Genomic DNA, 19,321 nt, shown 5'->3' with positions numbered 1-19,321 from the left:
GGTAAAAACGCTCCCACAACACCAGTGGGAGCGGCTTACCTGCGAACAGGCCAGCCCGGCTTACACCAAGGCAGGATCGATCACCAGCACCAGCTTGCCCGACACCTGGTTGCTCGCCAGCTCCGCAAACGCCGCCTCGGCAAAGGCCACCGGGTAGGTGTCCACCAGTTGCGGTGAAAGCCGACCTTCGCTGAACAGCGGCCACACCTGCTGGCCCAGGTCTCGCAGCAGTTCAGCCTTGAAGGTATCGTCACGGTTGCGCAGCGTGGAGCCTGTGACTTGCACCCGTTTGGCCAGCAGTTGCGCCAGGTCCAGCTCGGCCTTGCGCCCACCCATCAGGCCGATGATCACCCAACGCCCGTCCCGGGCCAGCAGCTTGAGGTTGAGCGGCCCGTAGCTGGCCCCCACCGGATCGAGGATCGCATCGAACGGGCCGAAACCTTCCAGTGTTTCCAGATTCTCGTTGCGCACCACGCCACCGGCCGCCCCCAGCGCCTGGCAGTAGGCCAGACGATCCTGCGAGCCGACACTGACCCACACGGGGTTGCCGAACGCCTTGCACAGCTGGATCGCCGCCGAGCCCACTCCGCTGGCCCCGGCATGCACCAAGACCTTTTCACCGGCCCGCAGGCCCGCCAGCTGGAACAGGTTCAGCCATGCCGTGGCATACACCTCGGGGATCGCCGCCGCCTCGTGCAGGCTCAGGCCTTCGGGGACCGGCAGGACATGGCGGGCATCGACCACCACTTCTTCGGCCATGCCGCCACCTGCGAGCAATGCGCAAACCCGGTCGCCAACACGCCAGTCGGCGCCCGGGCCGACCTCCGCGATCACTCCCGCGCATTCCAGGCCAAGGTACGGGCTGGCACCGGGGGGCGGCGGGTACAAGCCTGCGCGCTGGAGCAGGTCAGCACGGTTGAGTCCCGCTGCAGCCACACGGATCCGGACCTGACCCGCATCACAGGCCGGGCGCTCGGCTTCTACCCAGGCCACATGTCCGTCAACGCCTTGCAATGCCTTCACAGTGCCTCCATAGTTGAGTCATGACTGAGCCCGGGATCGCCATGTCCCGGGCTTTTTGCAGTATGCGTCCGGCTCTCCTGGAGCCGGCGAACGGAAAAGACGGCCTACTATGCGTGATCAATTGCCTTTACGTCGAATCAGCATGAAGCATTTCCTGCCCAGCACAGCCCTCGCCCTCATGATCGGCCTCGGCAGTCTCACGCTCGGCGGCAATGCATCGGCCGCCAACAAGTGGGACAGCCTGCAACCTGACCGCGACGAGATCGTCGCCAGTCTCAACGTAGTGGAACTGCTCAAGCGCCACCACTACAGCAAGCCGCCACTGGACGACGCCCGTTCGATCATCATCTACGACAGCTACATCAAGCTGCTCGATCCTTCGCGCAGCTACTTCACCGCCGCCGACATCGCCCAGTTCGACAAGTGGAAGACCCAGTTCGACGACTTCCTCAAAAGCGGCAACCTGGAGCCTGGCTTCACCATCTACAAGCGCTACCTGGACCGCGTGAAATCGCGCCTGGACTTCGCGCTCGCGGAGCTGGACAAGGGCGTCGACAAAATGGACTTCACCACCCGCGAAACCTTGCTGGTCGACCGCAAGGATGCCCCGTGGATGAAGAACGAGGCCGAGCTCGACGACCTGTGGCGCAAGCGCGTCAAAGATGAAGTCTTGCGTCAGAAGATCGCAGGCAAAGATCCCAAGCAGATCCAGGAAACCCTGACCAAGCGCTACAAGAACCAACTTTCGCGCCTGGACCAGACCCGTGCCGAGGATATCTTCCAGGCCTACATCAATACCTTCGCCCAGTCGTACGATCCGCACACCAACTACCTGTCGCCAGATAACGCCGAAAACTTCGATATCAACATGAGCCTGTCGCTCGAAGGCATCGGCGCCGTGCTGCAAAGCGACAACGACCAGGTCAAGATCGTGCGCCTGGTACCAGCAGGCCCGGCAGCCAAGACCAAGCAGGTGGCACCTGCCGACAAGATCATCGGCGTGGCCCAAGGCAACAAGGAAATGGTCGACGTGGTCGGCTGGCGCCTTGACGAAGTGGTCAAGCTGATCCGCGGCCCGAAAGGCTCGGTGGTGCGCCTGGAGATCATCCCGGCCAGCAACGCGCCCAACGACCAGACCAGCAAGATCGTGTCGATCACCCGCGAGGCGGTGAAGCTCGAGGAGCAGGCCGCCAAGAAGTCGGTGCTCAAACTCAAGCAGGATGGGCGCGAGTACAAGCTGGGCATCATCGAGATTCCGGCCTTCTATCTGGACTTCAAGGCCTATCGCGCAGGCGATCCGGACTACAAGAGCACGACCCGCGACGTGAAGAAGCTGCTCACTGAGCTGCAGAAAGAAAAAGTCGACGGTGTGGTCATCGACCTTCGCAACAACGGTGGCGGCTCCCTGCAGGAAGCCACCGAGCTGACCAGCCTGTTCATCGAGAAAGGCCCGACGGTGCTGGTGCGCAACAGCGACGGCCGTGTCGACGTGCTCGAGGACGAAAATCCCGGCGCCTTCTACAAAGGCCCGCTGGCCCTGCTGGTCAACCGTCTCTCGGCGTCGGCCTCGGAAATCTTCGCCGGTGCCATGCAAGACTACCATCGCGCCTTGATCATCGGCGGCCAGACCTTCGGCAAAGGCACCGTACAGACCATCCAGCCGCTCAATCATGGCGAGCTGAAACTGACCTTGGCCAAGTTCTACCGGGTTTCCGGGCAGAGCACTCAACACCAAGGAGTGCTGCCGGACATCGACTACCCGTCGATCATCGACACCAAGGAAATCGGCGAAAGCGCCCTGCCCGAAGCCATGCCGTGGGATACCATCCGCCCTGTCGTGCGCCCGGCCGTGGACCCGTTCAAGCCGTTCCTGGCCGAGCTCAAGGCACGTCACGATGCGCGTAGCGCCAAGGATCCAGAGTTCGCCTATATCCGCGATCGCCTGGCCCTGACCCAGAAGCTGATGAACGAAAAGACCGTCAGCCTCAACGAGCAGGAGCGCCGCGCCCGCCACGACGAGATCGAAGCCAAGCAACTGGCACTGGAGAACATCCGTCGCAAAGCCAAGGGCGAAGAGCCACTCAAAGAGCTCAAGAAGGAAGACGAGGACGCCTTGCCCACCGAGGACGAGGACACCAAGCCGGAGGACGATGCCTACCTGTCCGAGACAGGGCGCATCCTGCTCGACTACCTGAGCCTCAATTCGCAGGTGGCCAAGCACTGAGAGCGTGATGGCAGAATAATGCGACCTGTCATCAAATAGTCATTCGGCTGTCGTGAAATAGAAGGGCCGGACGCGCAAGCGCCCGGCCCTTTTTCTTTCAGGAAGCAGTCCATGACCGTCGCCGAACAGCTCAGCGCATTGAGCGCCATCCTGGCTCAACGCAGCATCCACAGCCTGTTCCAGCCGATCATCTGTCTTTCCGAACGCCGCGTCCTTGGTTACGAGGCACTCAGTCGCGGCCCCTCCAACAGCCCGTTGCACGCGCCCCTGAACCTGTTCGCCATCGCCCATCAGGCCGGTCGCCTCACTGAACTGGAAGAAGCCTGCCGCGACAGTGCCTGCCGGCAGTTCTGCGACCAGGCACTGGAGGGCAAGCTGTTTCTCAACGTCTCACCCGAGTCGCTGCTCGAACCCAACTACCCCTCCGGTCGCACCCTCAAGCTATTGGAGCAAGTCGGGTTGCCGCCGAGCCGAGTGGTCATCGAGCTGACCGAACACACCCCGACCGACGATTTCCAGTTGTTGTCCAACGCTTTGCACCACTACCGCGACATGGGCTTCTCCATCGCCTTGGACGATTTGGGCGCAGGCTATTCGAGCCTGCGGCTGTGGTCGGAGCTGCGACCGGACTACGTGAAGATCGATCGGCATTTCATCGACGGTATCCACCTGGACTCGCTCAAGCGCGAATTCGTTGGTTCCATCTTGCAGATCGCCCGCGCCTCAAAGGCCCAAGTGATCGCCGAAGGCATCGAGCTGGCCGAAGAACTGACGGTACTTGGGGAAATGGGCGTGGATCTGGTTCAGGGCTATCTGCTCGGCCGCCCACAGGAGTATCCGCTACGCGAAGACTTCCAGCCGCTGTTGCAGAAGGACAGCGAGGCGCCTGCCGCCAGGGCCAGGCCTGACGATTTGCGCGCGTTGCTGATCGAGCAGCGGGCAGTGAGGGTTGATAGCGAGATTGAAGAGGTGCTCGATGCCTTCAAGGCCTGCGCCGGGGTCAATTCCCTGGCTGTGCTGGATGATCATGGCAGACCCTGCGGCCTTATCCATCGCCAGGACTTGTTGATCACTCCGGGCAAGGCGGTTGCGCAACTGATGAGCGTAGAGTTTCTGGCCATGGAGCGTCTGCACTCACTACGCCAGGCCAGCCGCCTGATCACCAGCCGGGTTCGCCAACGCCTCGATGAGGACTTCGTCATCACCCACAACGGCCGTTATCAGGGCATAGGACGCGTACTGGACCTGCTGAGGTTGATCACCGAACAGACCGCAGCCTGAACGTGCTGCTGCGTCAGGCGTGTTCCGGATAGCTGTACTCGAACACCCGTACCACTTCGGAGGCATGCCAAGACGCCGCTTCCAGACCATCGACTGGCCCGGAGAAACGCCCCAGGCGCTCGACACACTCGAAAAAGCCGGTACGCGGTAGGCGGCTAGCACCTTGGCTGATCACCAACGAGCTGCGCAATGGCTGATCGGCACGGGCATCGAGGACAGCGAGGTACTCCAGAGCAGCGGTCAAGGTCTGCATGGCCGGGCTGGGAAGCTGCAGGCGTTCGATCAAGGCACGGTACGTGAGCAGGTGACGTTGACGCCGGGCCACATCCAGTTCGCCCAGCAGGCTCTCCCAATGCTGTCGGCTGATCCTGACCTGGCTCATGATGGCTCGCTCCAGCCCGCGATACCCAGATGCCAGGCCAGGCTGCGCAGGATCGCAGCGTCTGGTTGGCGCTCGCCGGACTCGATCATGCCCAGATAGGCCGGGCTGATACCGACATTGCGTGCCAGTTGTTCCGGCGCCAGCCCCTTGGCCTCACGCAATCGCGTCAAATCGCTCAACGATGCCAGGCTCGGCGCCTGGGCAGCCACAGTGGCTTTTGGTTCAACGCTGGCAGGCGCCTGCCCGGCCGCCTTGAGCAACGCCTGATATTGCTCCCAGGGAACTACGGCGTACTCGGGTTGACCGTCCCGGCTGATGACCTGAATACCCATTACAACCCCCTTTACGTAGGATTACAGCATGTAATCCGTAGGCATAATCCTTATGCCAATTATATGTCCAAGCGCGGGCGTCTGTGCAGGTCGGGCAGATCAGCGTTTTGCATGACGAAATAGGTTCAGGCAAGGAATCCGGTGCCATCCTCAGGGGGCGCGACGCTCCAGGCGCAGGCTTTCAGGGGAATCCGGCAGCCGTTCCACCACCCTCAGCCGCTCGGGCGCCTGGCTGTCGCGCCAGGCCTTGAAGCGGTTCAACTCATCGGCCACGGTCTTGAGCACCCAGCCGAGCACGGCGATGTCATCAAGAAAACCAACGCCCACCAGCCAATCGGGAATGGCGTCCAGCGGGCTTACGAAATACAGCAGGCCAGCCACCACCGTGACCAGCGCCTTGGGGCTGATGGCCCGGTACTCACCACGCCACCACGCCAGGCACAGGGCCTGCAGCAGACGCACATCCTCACGCAATTGGCCCAGCTTCGGCCCCTTGCGCGCGACGGCGAACAACAAGGCTGGCAGACGGCCACGGCTGAGCAGACGCTCCGCCAAGGGCAGGAAGCGGGCAAAATTCCAGGGTGCGCTCATGAGGCCTCCATATCGGCAGGGAAGGTTATCCACATTTATTGTGGATAACCTTGTGAACAGGGTGCAGTTTCCGACGCGAGGCGCCCACTGGGCAAGGGTCTCGCTCAGATCGGGCGTTTTTTACACAGTCGTTTCATAACCGCAAACGTTTTGCTACGGGGCTGCCCTACTCCTGCTACGACCGTACAGCCGCGCCGAGGTTCGCCTTCGTCAAACCCCAGAAACGACAACGCCCCGTCGAGACGGGGCGTTGTGAACAGCGCGATTACTTGGCAGGTGCTTCAGCTTCCGGAGCCTCGGCCTCGCCTTCTGCCTTGGACGGATCCTTGATACCGATCAGTTCCAGGTCGAACACCAGGACCGAGTTGGCCGGGATCAGCGGGCTCGGGCTCTGGGCGCCGTAAGCCAGGTCAGCCGGGATGTACAACTTGTACTTCTCGCCGACGTGCATCAGTTGCAGGCCTTCTACCCAGCCTGGGATCACACCGCTGACAGGCAGGTCGATCGGGCTGCCGCGCTCGACGGAGCTGTCGAAGACCTTGCCATCGATCAGCTTGCCTTCATAGTGGACAGTCACCACGTCGGTAGGCTTGGGCTGCGGGCCGTCGGCTTTCTTGACCACTTCATACTGCAGGCCCGACGCAGTGGTGACCACGCCTGGCTTCTTGGCGTTTTCTTCGAGGAATTTCTTGCCGGCGCTAGCCGCTTCCTCGCTGGCCTTGGCCAGGCGTTCTTCGGCGCGCTTCTGCAGCGCGGTGAACGCCTCGACCAACTCTTCGTCCTTGATGCGTTGCTCTTTCTTGGCAACCGCATCCTCGATACCGAGAGCTACTGCTTTGGAATCAAGGTCTTCCATGCCTTCCTGAGCCAGACTCTTGCCCATGTTCAGGCCGATACCGTAGGAGGCTTTCTGTGCCGGAGTCTTCAGCTCGACGCTGCTGGTCTGAGCGTCGCAGCCCGCCAGGACCAGGCCAACCAGGGCAACCGCAGCCGCCAAACGATGCTGTTTCATGCTAGTTCCTTGTTCATGCGCCATAAGGGCAATCAGGTAAAGCCGCGAGCTTAGCAGGCGGCCGTGACCAATGGCTACCGGCATGAGAGCAGGGAATGTCCGATAAGTTCACGGATATTTCCGATCAATTGAAGGTGTCATTGTCCCTACGTACGTCAGATTCGAGCTGCCCGTGCACCTCCGGCATGGCCAAAGGCCTGCACGCTCACGGATACAGGCCATCCCGGTACTGCCCTGCGACTTCACGCATCACCTCGCATACCCATTGTCCAGGCACACCCTGGGGCAACGCGGCATTACGACAGATACCCACCGAACCACCAGGCTCGCGTACACCGAGATCGAGCTCGACCAGCTCGCCACGCCCCAGGTCGATCAAGACCGCGTCACGCGGCGCCACCCAGACCGCATCGCTGCCGAGCAGGTAACGACGGCTCAAGGCCAAGGACAAGGTCTCCAGGCGCTGGGCTGGCATCTGGATCGCGCACTGCACGAACAAGCTGTCGGCGTGCTGGCGGATGGTCGTGCCCTGGGGCGGCAGGACCAGCGGGTAGTCGCCAACCCGCGCGCGTTCGACGGGGTGGCGCGCCAGCAAAGGATGGCCGGGCCGTACCACCAAACTCATCGACTCGCTGTATAAATGTTCGAAGGACAACCCCTGAATCTGGGGGCTGTCGGTCATACGCCCTACGACCAGCTCCAGCTCACCCAGACGCAACTGCCCAAGCAGCTGAGCACTGGCACCAGTCACCACTTCGATCACCAATGCCGAATGCCGCTGGTGTAGCCGGCAAAGCACCTCCGGCATGAGCAGGCTCTCGACCGTCGATAACACACCGATGCGCACCTGCGACGGCGCCCGCGCCTCGCCGCGCACACTTCCCACGCCTTCGCGTAGAGCGTGGACGCTGGGCCCTGCGTAACGCATGAACAAGGTGCCAGCTGCGGTCAGTTCGACGCCTTGCCGGGTGCGCTCGAACAGGCGGGTTTCGAGCAGCTCTTCGAGCTCGCGCAACGTCTTGGATATCGCCGGCTGGCTGATCGCCAATACATCGGCAGCCCTGGCCAGGCTACCCTGGCGGGCAATCTCCAGAAAACACAACAGATGGCGGTACTTGATGCGGGTATCGAGGTTCATGCCCGGCAGCTTGCAGCTTCGGGCCTCGCGCTTCAAGCACCTGTTCGCCCTCCCTAGCAAGCGGTGGCGCATGTATCGTCCGTAGGGCTATTCTGGCGACTCTTTGCCATTGTGATCCTAGCCTTGCCCATGTCCCAAGTGATCTTCAAGACCCCGGCCCAACTCGACCTCATGCGCCGGGCAGGTCAACTGCTGGCCCAGGTGTTCGCTGACCTGGACAGCTTCATTCGCCCTGGCGTGACCACCCTGCAGATCAACGACCGCGCCGAGGCCTTCATCGTCCAGACGCTCAAAGCGCGGCCGGCGAGCAAGGGGCAGTACGGCTTTCCCTATGCGCTGAACACCTCCGTGGACCATGTGGTGTGCCATGGCATGCCAAAGGCCGATGAAGTGCTTAGGGTGGGGTCGATCATCAACGTCGACATCACACTGGAACAGGGCGGCTATATTGCCGACTCATCGAAAATGTACTGTCTCGGCCAGATCAGCGATGACGCCCGGCGCCTGGTGGATACCACCTATGCGGCGCTCTGGAAAGGCATCGCCCAGGTACGCCCCGGCGCAACCCTCGGCGATATCGGCCATGCCATCCAGGTTCATGCCGAGGCGGCAGGCTACAGCGTGGTCCGGGAGTACTGCGGCCATGGTATCGGCCAGCAAATGCACGAAGGCCCTGAAGTGCTGCACTTCGGCCAGCCGGGCATGGGCATGAAACTCAAGCCTGGCATGGTCTTTACCATCGAACCGATGATCAACCAGGGTGGGCGTGGTACGCGTACATTGCGCGATGGCTGGACCGTGATTACCCGCGATCATTCGCTGTCGGCCCAGTGGGAACATACCGTGGCCGTGACAGAGACTGGCGTGGAAGTGCTGACGCTGCGCGAGGAAGAAAAGGCCTGGGCAACCGCGATGGCTTGACCGGGAAGGGGCGTAAGGGGCGCCCCCAATCACGATGCCGAGCGCCAACGCTCGCGAAGCCTGGATGAGAAGAGCAGAAACAAAAAAAGCGACCCTAAGGTCGCTTTTTTTGTGGCTTCCGGGTGTTCAGTGGGCCCTGGAAGCTGGAATATGGCGCAGCGGACGGGACTCGAACCCGCGACCCCCGGCGTGACAGGCCGGTATTCTAACCGACTGAACTACCGCTGCGCTAAACATCGAGAAGTGGTGGGTGATGACGGGATCGAACCGCCGACCCTCTGCTTGTAAGGCAGATGCTCTCCCGGCTGAGCTAATCACCCAACGTCTCGGTGTGGCGCGCATTCTACGGAGGACCTGCCACCCTGGCAAGCACTTTTTTAAAAAAATTTTTCAGATCTTTCAAAGACCTAGCACAACCAGGCTTTTCCTTATGAATAAGTGTCTGGTGGCCCTCTGACAGGGTTGGCCTGTGACCGCCCCTCGGAGAATAATGCCCGCCTTATGCATTAAGGAGAGATTCCCCCTCATGTGGTTCAAGAGCCTGCTGACCTACCGCCTGACCCAGGACATCCCGTTCGAACCCGAGGCGCTGGAAGCCGCCTTGGCCAGCAAGCCGGCCCGCCCTTGTGCCAGCCAGGAGCTGACCACCTACGGTTTCGTCGCCCCATTCGGCAAGGGCGAGGATGCTCCTCTGGTGCACGTCAGCGGTGACTTCCTGCTGATCGCCGCGCGCAAGGAAGAGCGCATCCTGCCAAGCAGCGTGGTCAACGATGCGGTCAAGGAAAAGATCGAGGAGATCGAGACCGAACAGATGCGCAAGGTCTACAAGAAGGAGCGCGACCAGATCAAGGACGACATCATCCAATCGTTCCTGCCCCGTGCCTTCATCCGCCGTTCGATGATCTTCGCCGCCATCGCCCCGCGCCTAGGCCTGATCCTGGTCAATTCGGCCAGCGCCAAGCGCGCTGAAGACCTGCTGTCGACCCTGCGTGAAGTCATGGGTTCGCTGCCGGTGCGTCCGGTCACCGTGAAGATCGCCCCGAGCGCGACCATGACCGACTGGGTCAAGTCTCAAGCACCTGCACCAGACTTCTTCGTCCTGGACGAGTGCGAGCTGCGCGATACCCACGAGGACGGCGGCATCGTTCGTTGCAAGCGTCAGGATCTGGCCAGCGAAGAGATCCAGCTCCATCTGGGCACCGGCAAGGTAGTCACCCAGTTGGCCTTGGCCTGGCAGGACAAGCTGTCGTTCGTGCTCGACGACAAGACCGTGATCAAGCGCCTGAAATTCGAGGAGTTGCTGCAAGAGCAAGCCGAGCAGGATGGCGGGGAAGAAGCTCAGCAACAGTTCGATGCCAGCTTCACCCTGATGATGATGACCTTCACCGAGTTCCTGCCGGCGCTGTTCGAAGCCCTGGGTGGCGAGGAGATCCCGCAGGGGGTCTAAGAGCGGTCACAAGCTGCAAGAAGAAAGTCAAAAGCGACAGCGCGGTGCGGCCAGCACCGTGCTGCTTCACTTAAGGCTTGGAGCTTGAAGCTGCGACACCGTGAGTCCGTCGGACTTGCCCTGTTTTCTGGAAATGGGCAGTATAGTGCGCACTGTGAGGACGACCTCACGACGCTCTGCGTGATCATTCAGGGGGACGGCCCCATCCTTAACAACGATGGAGACCCACCATGTCCTGGATCATCCTGTTCTTCGCTGGCCTGTTCGAAGTCGGCTGGGCCGTAGGCCTGAAGTACACCGACGGTTTCACCCGTCCACTCCCCACCGCACTAACTGTTGCCGCCATGGCCGTGAGCTTGGGCCTGCTGGGTCTGGCCATGAAGGAGCTGCCGCTGGGCACGGCGTATGCCGTATGGACCGGCGTCGGCGCCGTCGGCACCGTCATCGCTGGCATCATCCTGTTCGGCGAATCCATGGCGATCATGCGCCTAATCAGTGTTGCACTGATCATCGCTGGCCTGATCGGCCTGAAGGTCAGCACTAGCTGACCTTGCGCCCTCATCACTCAACGCACATCGCCACGCAGGGCACTGACCTTCTCGCGTAGTGCATTGGGCTGCGCCGCCTCCACCGGGATAGCGGCGCCAGCCACCAACGTCACCCTCGACCAAAGACGCTTGAAAAAGCCCTTGTTCGGATCGCGGCTGAAGAAGCTGCCCCAGAGCCCTTGCAAGGCCAGCGGAATCACCGGCACGGGTGTTTCCTGCAGGATGCGGCTCACCCCTCCCTTGAATACATCTATCTCGCCATCGGCGCTCAGCTTTCCTTCAGGGAAGATGCAGACCAGTTCGCCATCGGCCAGGTACTCGGCAATTCGCGCAAAGGCGCGCTCATAGGTGGCCTCGTCTTCGCTGCGTCCGGCGATGGGGATGGCCCCGGCGGTGCGGAACACGAAATTGAGCACCGGGAGGTTATAGATCTTGTAGTACATGACAAAGCGTATCGGCCTGCGAATGGCGCCGCCGATGAGCAGTGCATCGACAAAAGACACATGGTTGCACACCAGCAACGCCGGGCCTTCATCGGGGATGCACTGCAGGTCCCGATGTTCGACGCGGTACATGGAGTGGCTGAGCAGCCAGATCAGGAAACGCATGGTGAATTCGGGCACGATGCGGAAGATATAGGCGTTGACCGCGACGTTGAGCAACGACACCACCAGAAACAGCTGAGGGATACTCAGTTTTGCCACGCTCAACAGCACGATGGTGATGATCGCCGAGACCACCATGAACAGCGCATTTAGGATGTTGTTGGCAGCGATCACCCGGGCCCGCTGGTCTTCGGGCGTACGCGCCTGGATCAAGGCGTACAGCGGCACGATATAGAAGCCACCGAACACCCCCAGGCCCACGATCGAAAGCAGGATCCACCAAGCCTGGCCCATGCCAAGCAGCGCCAGCCAGTCATGGGGCACCTCCCCTGCCGGCACATCGCCCGAGTGCCACCACCACAGCAGGCCGAACAGGGTCAGGCCGAAGGAGCCGAACGGCACCAGGCCGATCTCCACCTTGCGCCCGCTCAAACGCTCACAGAGCAGCGACCCCAAGGCGATACCCACCGAGAACAACGTCAGCACCAGCGTCACCACGGTCTCATCGCCGTGCAACCAGTCCTTCGCATAGGCCGGGATCTGGGTCAGGTAAATGGCACCGACGAACCAGAACCAGGAGTTGCCGACGATCGAGCGCGACACCGCTGGCGTTTGCCCCAGCCCCAGGCGCAAGGTGGCCCAGGATTGCTTGAAGATGTTCCAGTCCAGCTTCATCTGCGGGGCAGCGGCGGCCGCCCGAGGGATCCAGCGGCTGGCCAGGTAGCCGAGCACCGCGGTGCCGACCACTCCCCCTGCGACCACCGCAGCATAACTGCCAGAGGACATCATCACCCCAGCCCCGATGGTTCCGGCCAGGATCGCCAGGAAGGTGCCCATTTCCACCAGGCCATTTCCGCCGACCAGTTCCTCTTCACGCAAAGCCTGGGGCAGGATCGAGTACTTCACCGGGCCGAACAGCGCCGAATGGGTGCCCATCGCGAACAACGCCAGCAACATCAGGTGCAGGTGTCCGGTGACAAATCCGGTCGCGCCAATGGCCATGATGACGATCTCTGCCAACTTGATCGCGCGGATCAACGCATCCTTGGCGAACTTCTCGCCGAACTGCCCGGCCAGTGCCGAGAACAGAAAGAACGGCAGGATGAACAGCAGCGCGCAGAGATTGACCCAAATCGAGCGATCGCCCTCCAGGCTGAGCTTGTACAAGATCGCCAGGATCAGCGACTGTTTGAACAGATTGTCGTTGAAGGCACCCAACGACTGGGTAATGAAGAACGGCAGAAAACGCCGCCTGCCGAGCAGGGTGAATTGCGAGGGGTGACTCATCGTCCGTGTACCTGATTGGGCTTTTTCATTGGAGGCACGCACAGCGCGAGAAGCCACAAATCTGCATGGGAATGGGGCTCGCTGGCAACCGGAAGAATGCGTGCGGCTATTTGCGACCGCCACGCCCTCCTCCACCGGACACACGACAAACCGTGTGCCTGTCCTTATGCTTGGCCACTGGCACTACTCGACAACAAGGATGTCCGATGCTCGCCGCCCTCCATCGCTACCCCCCCCCTGTGCGCCTGCTGCTTGCGATCACGTTCGCACTGACCTTGGCCCGGGCGATCACCCTGCCTTACCTGGTGGTTTACCTGGCGGACAACTTCCAGTTGCCGGTCAGCCACATCGGGCTGCTGATCGGCGGCGCGCTGATCCTGGCGTCATTGCTGAGCCTGTATGGCGGACATCTGGTCGACACCCTGAGCAACTATGCCCTGCTGATCGGCGCCATGCTGACGTTCGCCCTGGCCTTCGTCGGCGCCATCGCCAGCCGCTGGGCAGCATTGTTCTTCCTGTGCCTGGTGCTGATCAACCTGGCCCTGGCGGTGGTCGACATCGCCGCCAAGGCAGGCTTTTGCACATTACTGCCAGTGTCCGAGCGGGCCGAGGTATTCGCCATAAAGTACACCTTGAGCAACATCGCCTATGCAGCAGGCCCTCTGCTCGGGGTGGCCCTGCTCGAGCTGAATGATCACCTGCCTTTTGTAATGTCCGCAGCGATCGGCTTGGGCATGGCCCTTTTGTACCAGCGCCTGGGCGAGCGACAACTGAAGATAAGCGAGCCACGCCAGCCCGGCGCCGGCTTTGCCCAGGTCGGTCTGCAACTGGCGCGGGACCGTCGGCTGGTGTGTTTCACCCTAGGCGGCGTGCTCAGTGCCGTGGTGTTCGGGCAGTTCACCGCCTACCTCTCCCAATACCTGGTGGTCACCGCCAGCGCCAGCGAGGCAGCGAGGTTGGTGGGGTACCTTGTGACCACCAACGCCACCACGGTGATCGCACTGCAGTACCTGGTGGGCCGCCGCATCGACCGCCAGCGCCTGATGCCTTGGCTGATGGCCGGCATGACACTGTTCGTTCTCGGTCTGCTGGGCTTTTCCCTGGCAGGCTCGGTCATGGCCTGGTGCCTGGCGATGCTGGTGTTCACCTTGGGCGAGATCATCGTGATTCCGGCCGAATACATGTTCATCGACCTGATCGCGCCGGAGCACCTGCGCGGGGTCTATTATGGCGCGCAGAACCTCTCCAACCTCGGCGCGGCCCTGGGACCTGTGCTCGTCGGATTCGCCCTGGGGCTGATGGTGCCGGTGGCGATCTTCTACCTGCTGGTGTTGTCGGTGATACTGGCGGCAGGGTTCTATTACCTGGGGACAAGGGGTGCGATGGAGCGGCCATGACGCCTTAATACGCCCCCTGCTGCGCCAAGCCGGCGCCGACAGGGTCGTGACAAAGCCCAGGCCTGCGGCGTCCTGCCACTGCGACCATCGTCTGCGCTGACGAACCCCAGACTGCGTGCCAGACTGATTGATCGGGACCGCGTTTCCTTTTTTGCTCCGGAGTTTGCATGTCGTTGTCCAGTGGGCTGATCGCCGTGGTCGCCCTGGCCTATATGGCCATCATGTTCGCCATCGCCTTCTATGGCGACCGTCGCAGCACGCCATTGCCGCCACGCCTGCGCGCCTGGGTGTACAGCCTGTCGCTGGCGGTGTACTGCACAAGCTGGACCTTCTTCGGCGCGGTCGGCCAGGCTGCCGAACAGCTCTGGGCGTTCCTGCCCATCTATCTGGGGCCTGTGCTGCTGCTGGTCTTCGCGCCCTGGGTGGTGCAGAAGATGGTGCTGATCAGCAAGCAAGAGAACATCACCTCGATTGCCGACTTCATCGCTGCACGTTACGGCAAGTCACAGTCGCTGGCGGTGGTGGTGGCGCTGATCTGCCTGGTCGGCGTGCTGCCTTACATCGCCTTGCAGCTCAAGGGCATCGTGCTCGGTGTCAATCTGCTGATCGGTGCCAACGCCGACGCCACTGGCCCCCGAGTGCAGGACACCGCACTGGTGATTTCGCTGGTGCTGGCATTGTTCGCCATCGTCTTCGGCACGCGCAGCCTTGACGTCACCGAACACCACCGGGGGATGGTCCTGGCGATTGCCTTCGAATCTCTGGTCAAGCTGCTGGCCTTCCTCGCCGTTGGCGCGTTCGTCGTGTTCAATCTGTACGACGGCTTCGATGATCTGTTCACTCAGGCGCGACAGTCGGTGCATCTGGAAACCTACTGGCAGGAAACCGTCAACTGGCCTTCGATGGTGGTGCAGACTGCCGTGGCGATGATGGCCATCATCTGCCTACCCCGCCAGTTCCATGTCACTGTGGTGGAAAACATCGAGCCCCAGGACATGCGCATGGCCCGCTGGGTGTTCCCCCTGTACCTGGCCCTGGCCGCGCTGTTCGTGGTACCGATCGCCCTGGCCGGGCAGATGTTGCTGCCAGGCACGGTGATCTCCGACTCCTTCGTCATCAGCCTGCCCTTGGCCGAGGCCCACCCGAGCCTGGCATTGCTGGCGTTCATCGGCGGTGCATCGGCCGCCACCGGCATGGTCATCGTCGAGGCGGTGGCCTTGTCGACCATGGTATCCAACGACATGCTGTTGCCGTGGCTGCTGCGTCGCAAGAACGCCGAACGGCCGTTCGAGGCGTTCCGCCACTGGATGCTCTCGGTGCGCCGAGTGACCATCGTCGCCATTCTCCTGCTGGCCTATGTCAGCTACCGTCTGCTGGGTTCCACCGCGAGCCTGGCGACCATCGGCCAGATCGCCTTCGCCGCCGTAACCCAATTGACGCCAGCCATGCTGGGGGCGCTGTATTGGAAGCAGGCCAACCGCCGCGGCGTATTCGCAGGCCTCGCGGCCGGGATATTCCTATGGTTCTACACCCTGGTGCTGCCGATCGCCGCCCACAGCCTGGGATGGTCGCTGCAACTGTTCCCCGGCCTTGCCTGGCTGCACGGCAACCCGCTGAACCTGCCGATCACCCCACTGACCCAGGGTGTGGTGCTGTCCCTGGCGGGTAATTTCATCCTGTTCGCCTGGGTCTCGATCCTGTCGCGCACACGCGTCTCGGAGCACTGGCAGGCAGGCCGCTTCATCGGTCAACAGAGCAGCGCCAGGCCCAGCAACCGGTCGCTGCTGGCGGTACAGATCGACGATCTGCTCAAGCTGGCTGCACGCTTTGTGGGCGAAGAGCGGGCGCGACAGAGCTTCATTCGTTTCGCCTATCGCCAGGGCAAGGGCTTCAACCCCAACCAGAACGCCGACGGCGACTGGATCGAGCACACCGAGCGGCTGTTGGCGGGTGTGCTTGGCACCTCTTCGACCCGCGCAGTGGTCAAGGCGGCCATCGAAGGCCGCGAGATGCAGCTTGAAGACGTGGTGCGCATCGCCGACGAAGCCAGCGAGGTGCTGCAGTTCAACCGCGCCCTGCTGCAAGGCGCCATCGAGAACATCAACCAGGGCATCAGCGTGGTGGACCAGAACCTGCACTTGGTGGCCTGGAACCGCCGCTACCTGGAGTTGTTCAACTACCCCGACGGGCTGATCAGCGTGGGACGGCCGATCGCCGACATCATCCGCTACAACGCCGAACGCGGCCTGTGCGGCCCTGGCGAGGCGCAGGTGCATGTCGCACGCCGTCTGCACTGGATGCGCCAGGGCCGAGCACACACCTCCGAGCGGTTGTTCCCCAATGGCCGGGTCATCGAGTTGATCGGCAACCCCATGCCAGGCGGGGGCTTTGTTATGAGCTTCACCGACATCACGCCCTTCCGCGAAGCCGAACAGGCGCTCAAGGATGCCAACGAAAGCCTGGAGCAACGGGTAGCCGAACGGACCCAAGAACTCTCCCAGCTCAACCAGGCGTTAACGGAAGCCAAGAGCCGTGCCGAAGCGGTCAGTCAGTCCAAGACCCGCTTCCTGGCCGCGGTCAGCCATGACCTGATGCAGCCGCTCAATGCTGCGCGGCTGTTCTCCGCCGCCCTGTCGCAACAGGCTGAAGGCATGAACGAAGAGGCCCGGCAACTGGTGCAGCACATGGACAGCTCTCTGCGCTCGGCGGAGGAACTGATCAGCGACCTGCTGGACATCTCACGGCTGGAAAACGGCAAGATCACGCCCGATCCCAAGCCGTTCGCCCTCAACGAACTGTTCGATACCCTGGGTACCGAATTCAAGGTGCTGGCGGCGGAGAAGGGGTTGGAGTTCCGCCTGCGGGGCAGCCGGCTGCGGGTCGAGAGCGACATGAAACTACTGCGACGGGTCTTGCAGAACTTCCTGACCAACGCCCTACGATACGGCAAGAGTCCGCTGCTGCTCGGCGTGCGCCGCCAGGGCGAGCGCCTGTGGCTGGAGGTCTGGGATCGAGGCCCAGGTATTGCCGACGACAAGTTGCAGGTGATCTTTCAAGAATTCAAGCGCCTGGACAGCCACCAGACCCGCGCTGAAAAAGGCCTGGGCCTGGGCCTGGCAATCGCCGATGGCCTGTGCCGGGTGCTGGGGCATCCACTGCAAGTGCGCTCCTGGCCAGGCAAGGGCAGTGTCTTCAGGGTCAGCGTGCCGATCGCCCGGGCCCCGGCGCCCGAGACCCGCGCGCCCGTGGAACAGGTCAGCCAGCCCCTGGCCGGCTTGCAGGTGCTGTGCGTGGACAACGAAGACAGCATTCTCCTGGGCATGAACAGCCTGCTCAGCCGCTGGGGCTGCCAGGTCTGGACAGCGCGCAACCGCGAGGAATGCGAAGCGTTGCTGGCCCAAGGCATGCGCCCGCACCTGGCGCTGGTGGATTTCCACTTGGACGATGGCGAGACCGGTACCGAGCTGATGGCCTGGCTACGCACCCGCCTGGGCGAGCCGGTGCCTGGCGTGGTGATCAGCGCGGACGGGCGCAACGAAACCATCGCCATGGTGCACGCCGCCGGCCTCGATTACCTGGCCAAACCAGTCAAGCCGGCGGCCTTGCGCGCCTTGCTCAATCGCCATCTGAGCCTGGTTCAGTAAGCGCTTCGCCAGCCGGCACACCCTCGGCAAGCGCCCGCTCGAGCAATTCGCCCGGCAGACTTTTGCTGGCCCGGGCGCCAAGCAGCTTGAGTTGCTCGCTGCGGCTGACCAGGTTGCCGCGACCTTCGCACAGTTTGTTGCGCGCAGCGGCATAGGCCTTGTCCACCTGCTGCAAGCGACTGCCCAGCTCGTCCAGGTCCTGGATGAACAAGACGAACTTGTCGTACAGCCACCCGGCTCGCTCGGCGATTTCCCGCGCATTCTGGCTCTGGCGCTCCTGCTTCCACAGGCTGTCTATGACCCGCAAAGTCGCCAGCAAGGTCGTCGGGCTGACAATCACGATCTGCCGATCGAAGGCTTCCTGGAACAGGTTGGGCTCGGCCTGCAAGGCTGCCGAGAACGCCGCTTCTATGGGCACGAACAGCAGGACGAAATCCAGGCTGTGCAAACCGTCCAAACGATTGTAATCCTTGCTCGATAGCCCTTTGACATGACTGCGCAGGGATTGAACGTGCTGCTTGAGGGCAGCCTGGGCGCGTTCGGCATCGGTGTCAGCCACAAACTGTTGGTAGGCCGTGAGGCTGACCTTGGCATCGACCACGACCTGTTTGTTGCCTGGCAGCATGATCAGCACATCGGGCTGGTAACGCTCCCCGTCGGCACTCTTGAGGCTGACCTGGGTTTGGTACTCCCGCCCCTTCTCCAGCCCCGCATGCTCCAGCACCCGCTCGAGAATCAGCTCCCCCCAGTTGCCCTGGGTCTTCTGGCCCTTCAAGGCTTGAGTCAGGTTCGTGGCTTCATCCGACAGGCGCAAGTTGAGCTGCTGTAGGCGCTCGAGCTCCTTGCCCAGGGAAAAGCGCTCGCGCGCCTCTTGCTGGTAGCTTTCCTCAACGCGCTTCTCAAACGCCTGGATGCGTTCCTTGAGTGGGTCGAGCAACTGGCCCAGGTGCTGCTGGCTGGTCTGGGTGAAACGTTGTTCACGCTCATCGAAGATCTTGGTAGCCATCTCGGCGAACTGGGCACGCAAGGTATCGCGCGCCTCCTGCAGGTCTTCGAGACGCTGTTGGTGGCTTTCCTGCTGTTCCCGCAGCTCTGCCTCCAGGCGTGCGGCCTGGGCCTCCAGGCGACGCTGCTCGGCTTCACGATTGGCCCGCTCGAGCTGCCAGGCGTGGGCGGCATCACGGGCGTTGTCGCGATCGATCTGCAATAACTCGAGTTCTCGGGCCTGGGCCGCCAAAGTGGTCTGCTTGACCACGTTCGCCTCGCTCAGGTCGCTGATCTCATCACGGCAAGCCTCCAGTTGCGCTTGCAGACCTTCGTGGGCAAGTTGGGCGCTGGATAGGCGCTCTTGCACCAACGCCAGCTCCGATTGCCTGGCCGACAGTTGTCGCTGCAACTGCAATGCCCAACCCAGGCAAGGGACGGCTGCGGCGACGAGGCCCAGCAGGATACTGGCAAGATCCACTGCCATAGCGACTCCAATCGATGT

The 19,321-nt window shown here is 62.2% G+C and carries 14 protein-coding genes, 2 tRNA genes and 1 pseudogene; 7 read left to right on the top strand and 10 right to left on the bottom strand.

The window, feature by feature from the left end; all coding sequences use genetic code 11:
• Positions 1-60: 60 nt before the first annotated feature.
• A complete protein-coding gene (locus tag R6G97_RS17225) occupies positions 61-1,023 on the bottom strand; it encodes an NAD(P)H-quinone oxidoreductase (protein WP_043206662.1) in 963 nt (320 codons plus the stop codon).
• Between the two features lie 142 nt (positions 1,024-1,165).
• Here R6G97_RS17225 and R6G97_RS17220 point away from each other — a divergent pair, with 142 nt between their 5' ends.
• Both R6G97_RS17220 and R6G97_RS17215 read left to right on the top strand, forming a co-directional pair.
• Positions 1,166-3,247 (top strand): carboxy terminal-processing peptidase, encoded by a 2,082-nt coding sequence (locus R6G97_RS17220; protein ID WP_167358065.1) that lies wholly within the window; start codon positions 1,166-1,168, stop codon positions 3,245-3,247.
• 111 nt (positions 3,248-3,358) lie between these two features.
• Positions 3,359-4,513 (top strand): annotated as a pseudogene (locus R6G97_RS17215) (EAL domain-containing protein); the annotation flags it as partial.
• A 28-nt stretch (positions 4,514-4,541) separates the two neighbouring features.
• On the opposite strand, the gene R6G97_RS17210 reads toward R6G97_RS17215, so the two are convergent.
• The 5 genes from R6G97_RS17210 to pcaQ all read right to left on the bottom strand — a co-directional run bounded on the left by R6G97_RS17210 (position 4,542) and on the right by pcaQ (position 7,983).
• Positions 4,542-4,910, bottom strand: a complete 369-nt coding sequence (locus R6G97_RS17210; RefSeq protein WP_043206664.1) for a hypothetical protein — start codon at positions 4,908-4,910, stop codon at positions 4,542-4,544.
• A complete protein-coding gene (locus tag R6G97_RS17205; protein WP_043206665.1) occupies positions 4,907-5,242 on the bottom strand; it encodes a helix-turn-helix domain-containing protein in 336 nt (111 codons plus the stop codon). Before R6G97_RS17205 ends, R6G97_RS17210 begins: the two co-directional genes overlap by 4 nt.
• A 150-nt stretch (positions 5,243-5,392) precedes the next feature.
• Positions 5,393-5,833 (bottom strand): YkvA family protein, encoded by a 441-nt coding sequence (locus R6G97_RS17200; RefSeq protein WP_043206666.1) that lies wholly within the window; start codon positions 5,831-5,833, stop codon positions 5,393-5,395.
• 265 nt (positions 5,834-6,098) lie between these two features.
• Positions 6,099-6,845: an FKBP-type peptidyl-prolyl cis-trans isomerase gene (locus R6G97_RS17195; protein ID WP_043206667.1), complete on the bottom strand. Its 747-nt coding sequence runs from the start codon at positions 6,843-6,845 to the stop codon at positions 6,099-6,101.
• Positions 6,846-7,050: 205 nt separating this feature from the next.
• Positions 7,051-7,983, bottom strand: coding sequence for a pca operon transcription factor PcaQ (pcaQ, locus tag R6G97_RS17190; RefSeq protein ID WP_090344020.1), 933 nt, complete (start codon positions 7,981-7,983; stop codon positions 7,051-7,053).
• A gap of 129 nt (positions 7,984-8,112) precedes the next feature.
• Here pcaQ and map point away from each other — a divergent pair, with 129 nt between their 5' ends.
• Positions 8,113-8,904 (top strand): type I methionyl aminopeptidase, encoded by a 792-nt coding sequence (gene map, locus R6G97_RS17185; protein WP_090343625.1) that lies wholly within the window; start codon positions 8,113-8,115, stop codon positions 8,902-8,904.
• 151 nt (positions 8,905-9,055) lie between these two features.
• On the opposite strand, the gene R6G97_RS17180 is transcribed toward map, so the two are convergent.
• Positions 9,056-9,132 (bottom strand) — tRNA-Asp (locus R6G97_RS17180).
• 16 nt (positions 9,133-9,148) lie between these two features.
• A tRNA-Val gene (locus R6G97_RS17175) sits at positions 9,149-9,224 on the bottom strand.
• Between the two features lie 206 nt (positions 9,225-9,430).
• Here R6G97_RS17175 and rdgC point away from each other — a divergent pair.
• Together rdgC and sugE are read left to right on the top strand one after the other, a co-directional pair.
• Positions 9,431-10,351, top strand: a complete 921-nt coding sequence (gene rdgC / locus R6G97_RS17170; protein WP_317847261.1) for a recombination-associated protein RdgC — start codon at positions 9,431-9,433, stop codon at positions 10,349-10,351.
• A 230-nt stretch (positions 10,352-10,581) separates the two neighbouring features.
• The gene (gene sugE, locus R6G97_RS17165; RefSeq protein WP_043215559.1) at positions 10,582-10,899 is read left to right on the top strand and encodes a quaternary ammonium compound efflux SMR transporter SugE; all 318 of its coding nucleotides are present in this window, start codon (positions 10,582-10,584) and stop codon (positions 10,897-10,899) included.
• A 17-nt stretch (positions 10,900-10,916) separates the two neighbouring features.
• On the opposite strand, the gene R6G97_RS17160 is transcribed toward sugE, so the two are convergent.
• Entirely contained in the window at positions 10,917-12,791 is a 1,875-nt protein-coding gene (locus R6G97_RS17160; RefSeq protein ID WP_317847260.1) for an MFS transporter, read from the bottom strand.
• A gap of 206 nt (positions 12,792-12,997) precedes the next feature.
• Between R6G97_RS17160 and R6G97_RS17155 the strand changes: the two genes are divergently transcribed.
• The gene (locus R6G97_RS17155) at positions 12,998-14,188 is read left to right on the top strand and encodes an MFS transporter (RefSeq protein ID WP_102082285.1); all 1,191 of its coding nucleotides are present in this window, start codon (positions 12,998-13,000) and stop codon (positions 14,186-14,188) included.
• 167 nt (positions 14,189-14,355) lie between these two features.
• Positions 14,356-17,832, top strand: a complete 3,477-nt coding sequence (locus R6G97_RS17150; protein WP_182942482.1) for a hybrid sensor histidine kinase/response regulator — start codon at positions 14,356-14,358, stop codon at positions 17,830-17,832.
• On the opposite strand, the gene rmuC is transcribed toward R6G97_RS17150, so the two are convergent.
• Positions 17,804-19,189: a DNA recombination protein RmuC gene (gene rmuC / locus R6G97_RS17145; RefSeq protein ID WP_178113779.1), complete on the bottom strand. Its 1,386-nt coding sequence runs from the start codon at positions 19,187-19,189 to the stop codon at positions 17,804-17,806. The genes R6G97_RS17150 and rmuC overlap by 29 nt on opposite strands.
• Between the last annotated feature and the right edge of the window lie 132 nt (positions 19,190-19,321).

Origin of the sequence: Pseudomonas sp. HTZ2 (assembly GCF_033173945.1) — a bacterium.
Lineage (GTDB): Bacteria > Pseudomonadota > Gammaproteobacteria > Pseudomonadales > Pseudomonadaceae > Aquipseudomonas > Aquipseudomonas guariconensis.
The sequence above is the reverse complement of the archived record's forward strand: the minus strand, read 5'-3'. Positions and strand labels throughout refer to the sequence as shown.

Excerpts from the sequence above, each read along its gene's own strand:
- R6G97_RS17220 (WP_167358065.1), top strand. The coding sequence starts at position 1,166 with ATGAAGCATTTCCTGCCCAGCACAGCCCTCGCCCTCATGATCGGCCTC.
- R6G97_RS17210 (WP_043206664.1), bottom strand. The coding sequence starts at position 4,910 with ATGAGCCAGGTCAGGATCAGCCGACAGCATTGGGAGAGCCTGCTGGGC.
- R6G97_RS17205 (WP_043206665.1), bottom strand. The coding sequence starts at position 5,242 with ATGGGTATTCAGGTCATCAGCCGGGACGGTCAACCCGAGTACGCCGTA.
- R6G97_RS17200 (WP_043206666.1), bottom strand. The coding sequence starts at position 5,833 with ATGAGCGCACCCTGGAATTTTGCCCGCTTCCTGCCCTTGGCGGAGCGT.
- R6G97_RS17195 (WP_043206667.1), bottom strand. The coding sequence starts at position 6,845 with ATGAAACAGCATCGTTTGGCGGCTGCGGTTGCCCTGGTTGGCCTGGTC.
- pcaQ (WP_090344020.1), bottom strand. The coding sequence starts at position 7,983 with ATGAACCTCGATACCCGCATCAAGTACCGCCATCTGTTGTGTTTTCTG.
- map (WP_090343625.1), top strand. The coding sequence starts at position 8,113 with ATGTCCCAAGTGATCTTCAAGACCCCGGCCCAACTCGACCTCATGCGC.
- rdgC (WP_317847261.1), top strand. The coding sequence starts at position 9,431 with ATGTGGTTCAAGAGCCTGCTGACCTACCGCCTGACCCAGGACATCCCG.
- sugE (WP_043215559.1), top strand. The coding sequence starts at position 10,582 with ATGTCCTGGATCATCCTGTTCTTCGCTGGCCTGTTCGAAGTCGGCTGG.
- R6G97_RS17160 (WP_317847260.1), bottom strand. The coding sequence starts at position 12,791 with ATGAGTCACCCCTCGCAATTCACCCTGCTCGGCAGGCGGCGTTTTCTG.
- R6G97_RS17155 (WP_102082285.1), top strand. The coding sequence starts at position 12,998 with ATGCTCGCCGCCCTCCATCGCTACCCCCCCCCTGTGCGCCTGCTGCTT.
- R6G97_RS17150 (WP_182942482.1), top strand. The coding sequence starts at position 14,356 with ATGTCGTTGTCCAGTGGGCTGATCGCCGTGGTCGCCCTGGCCTATATG.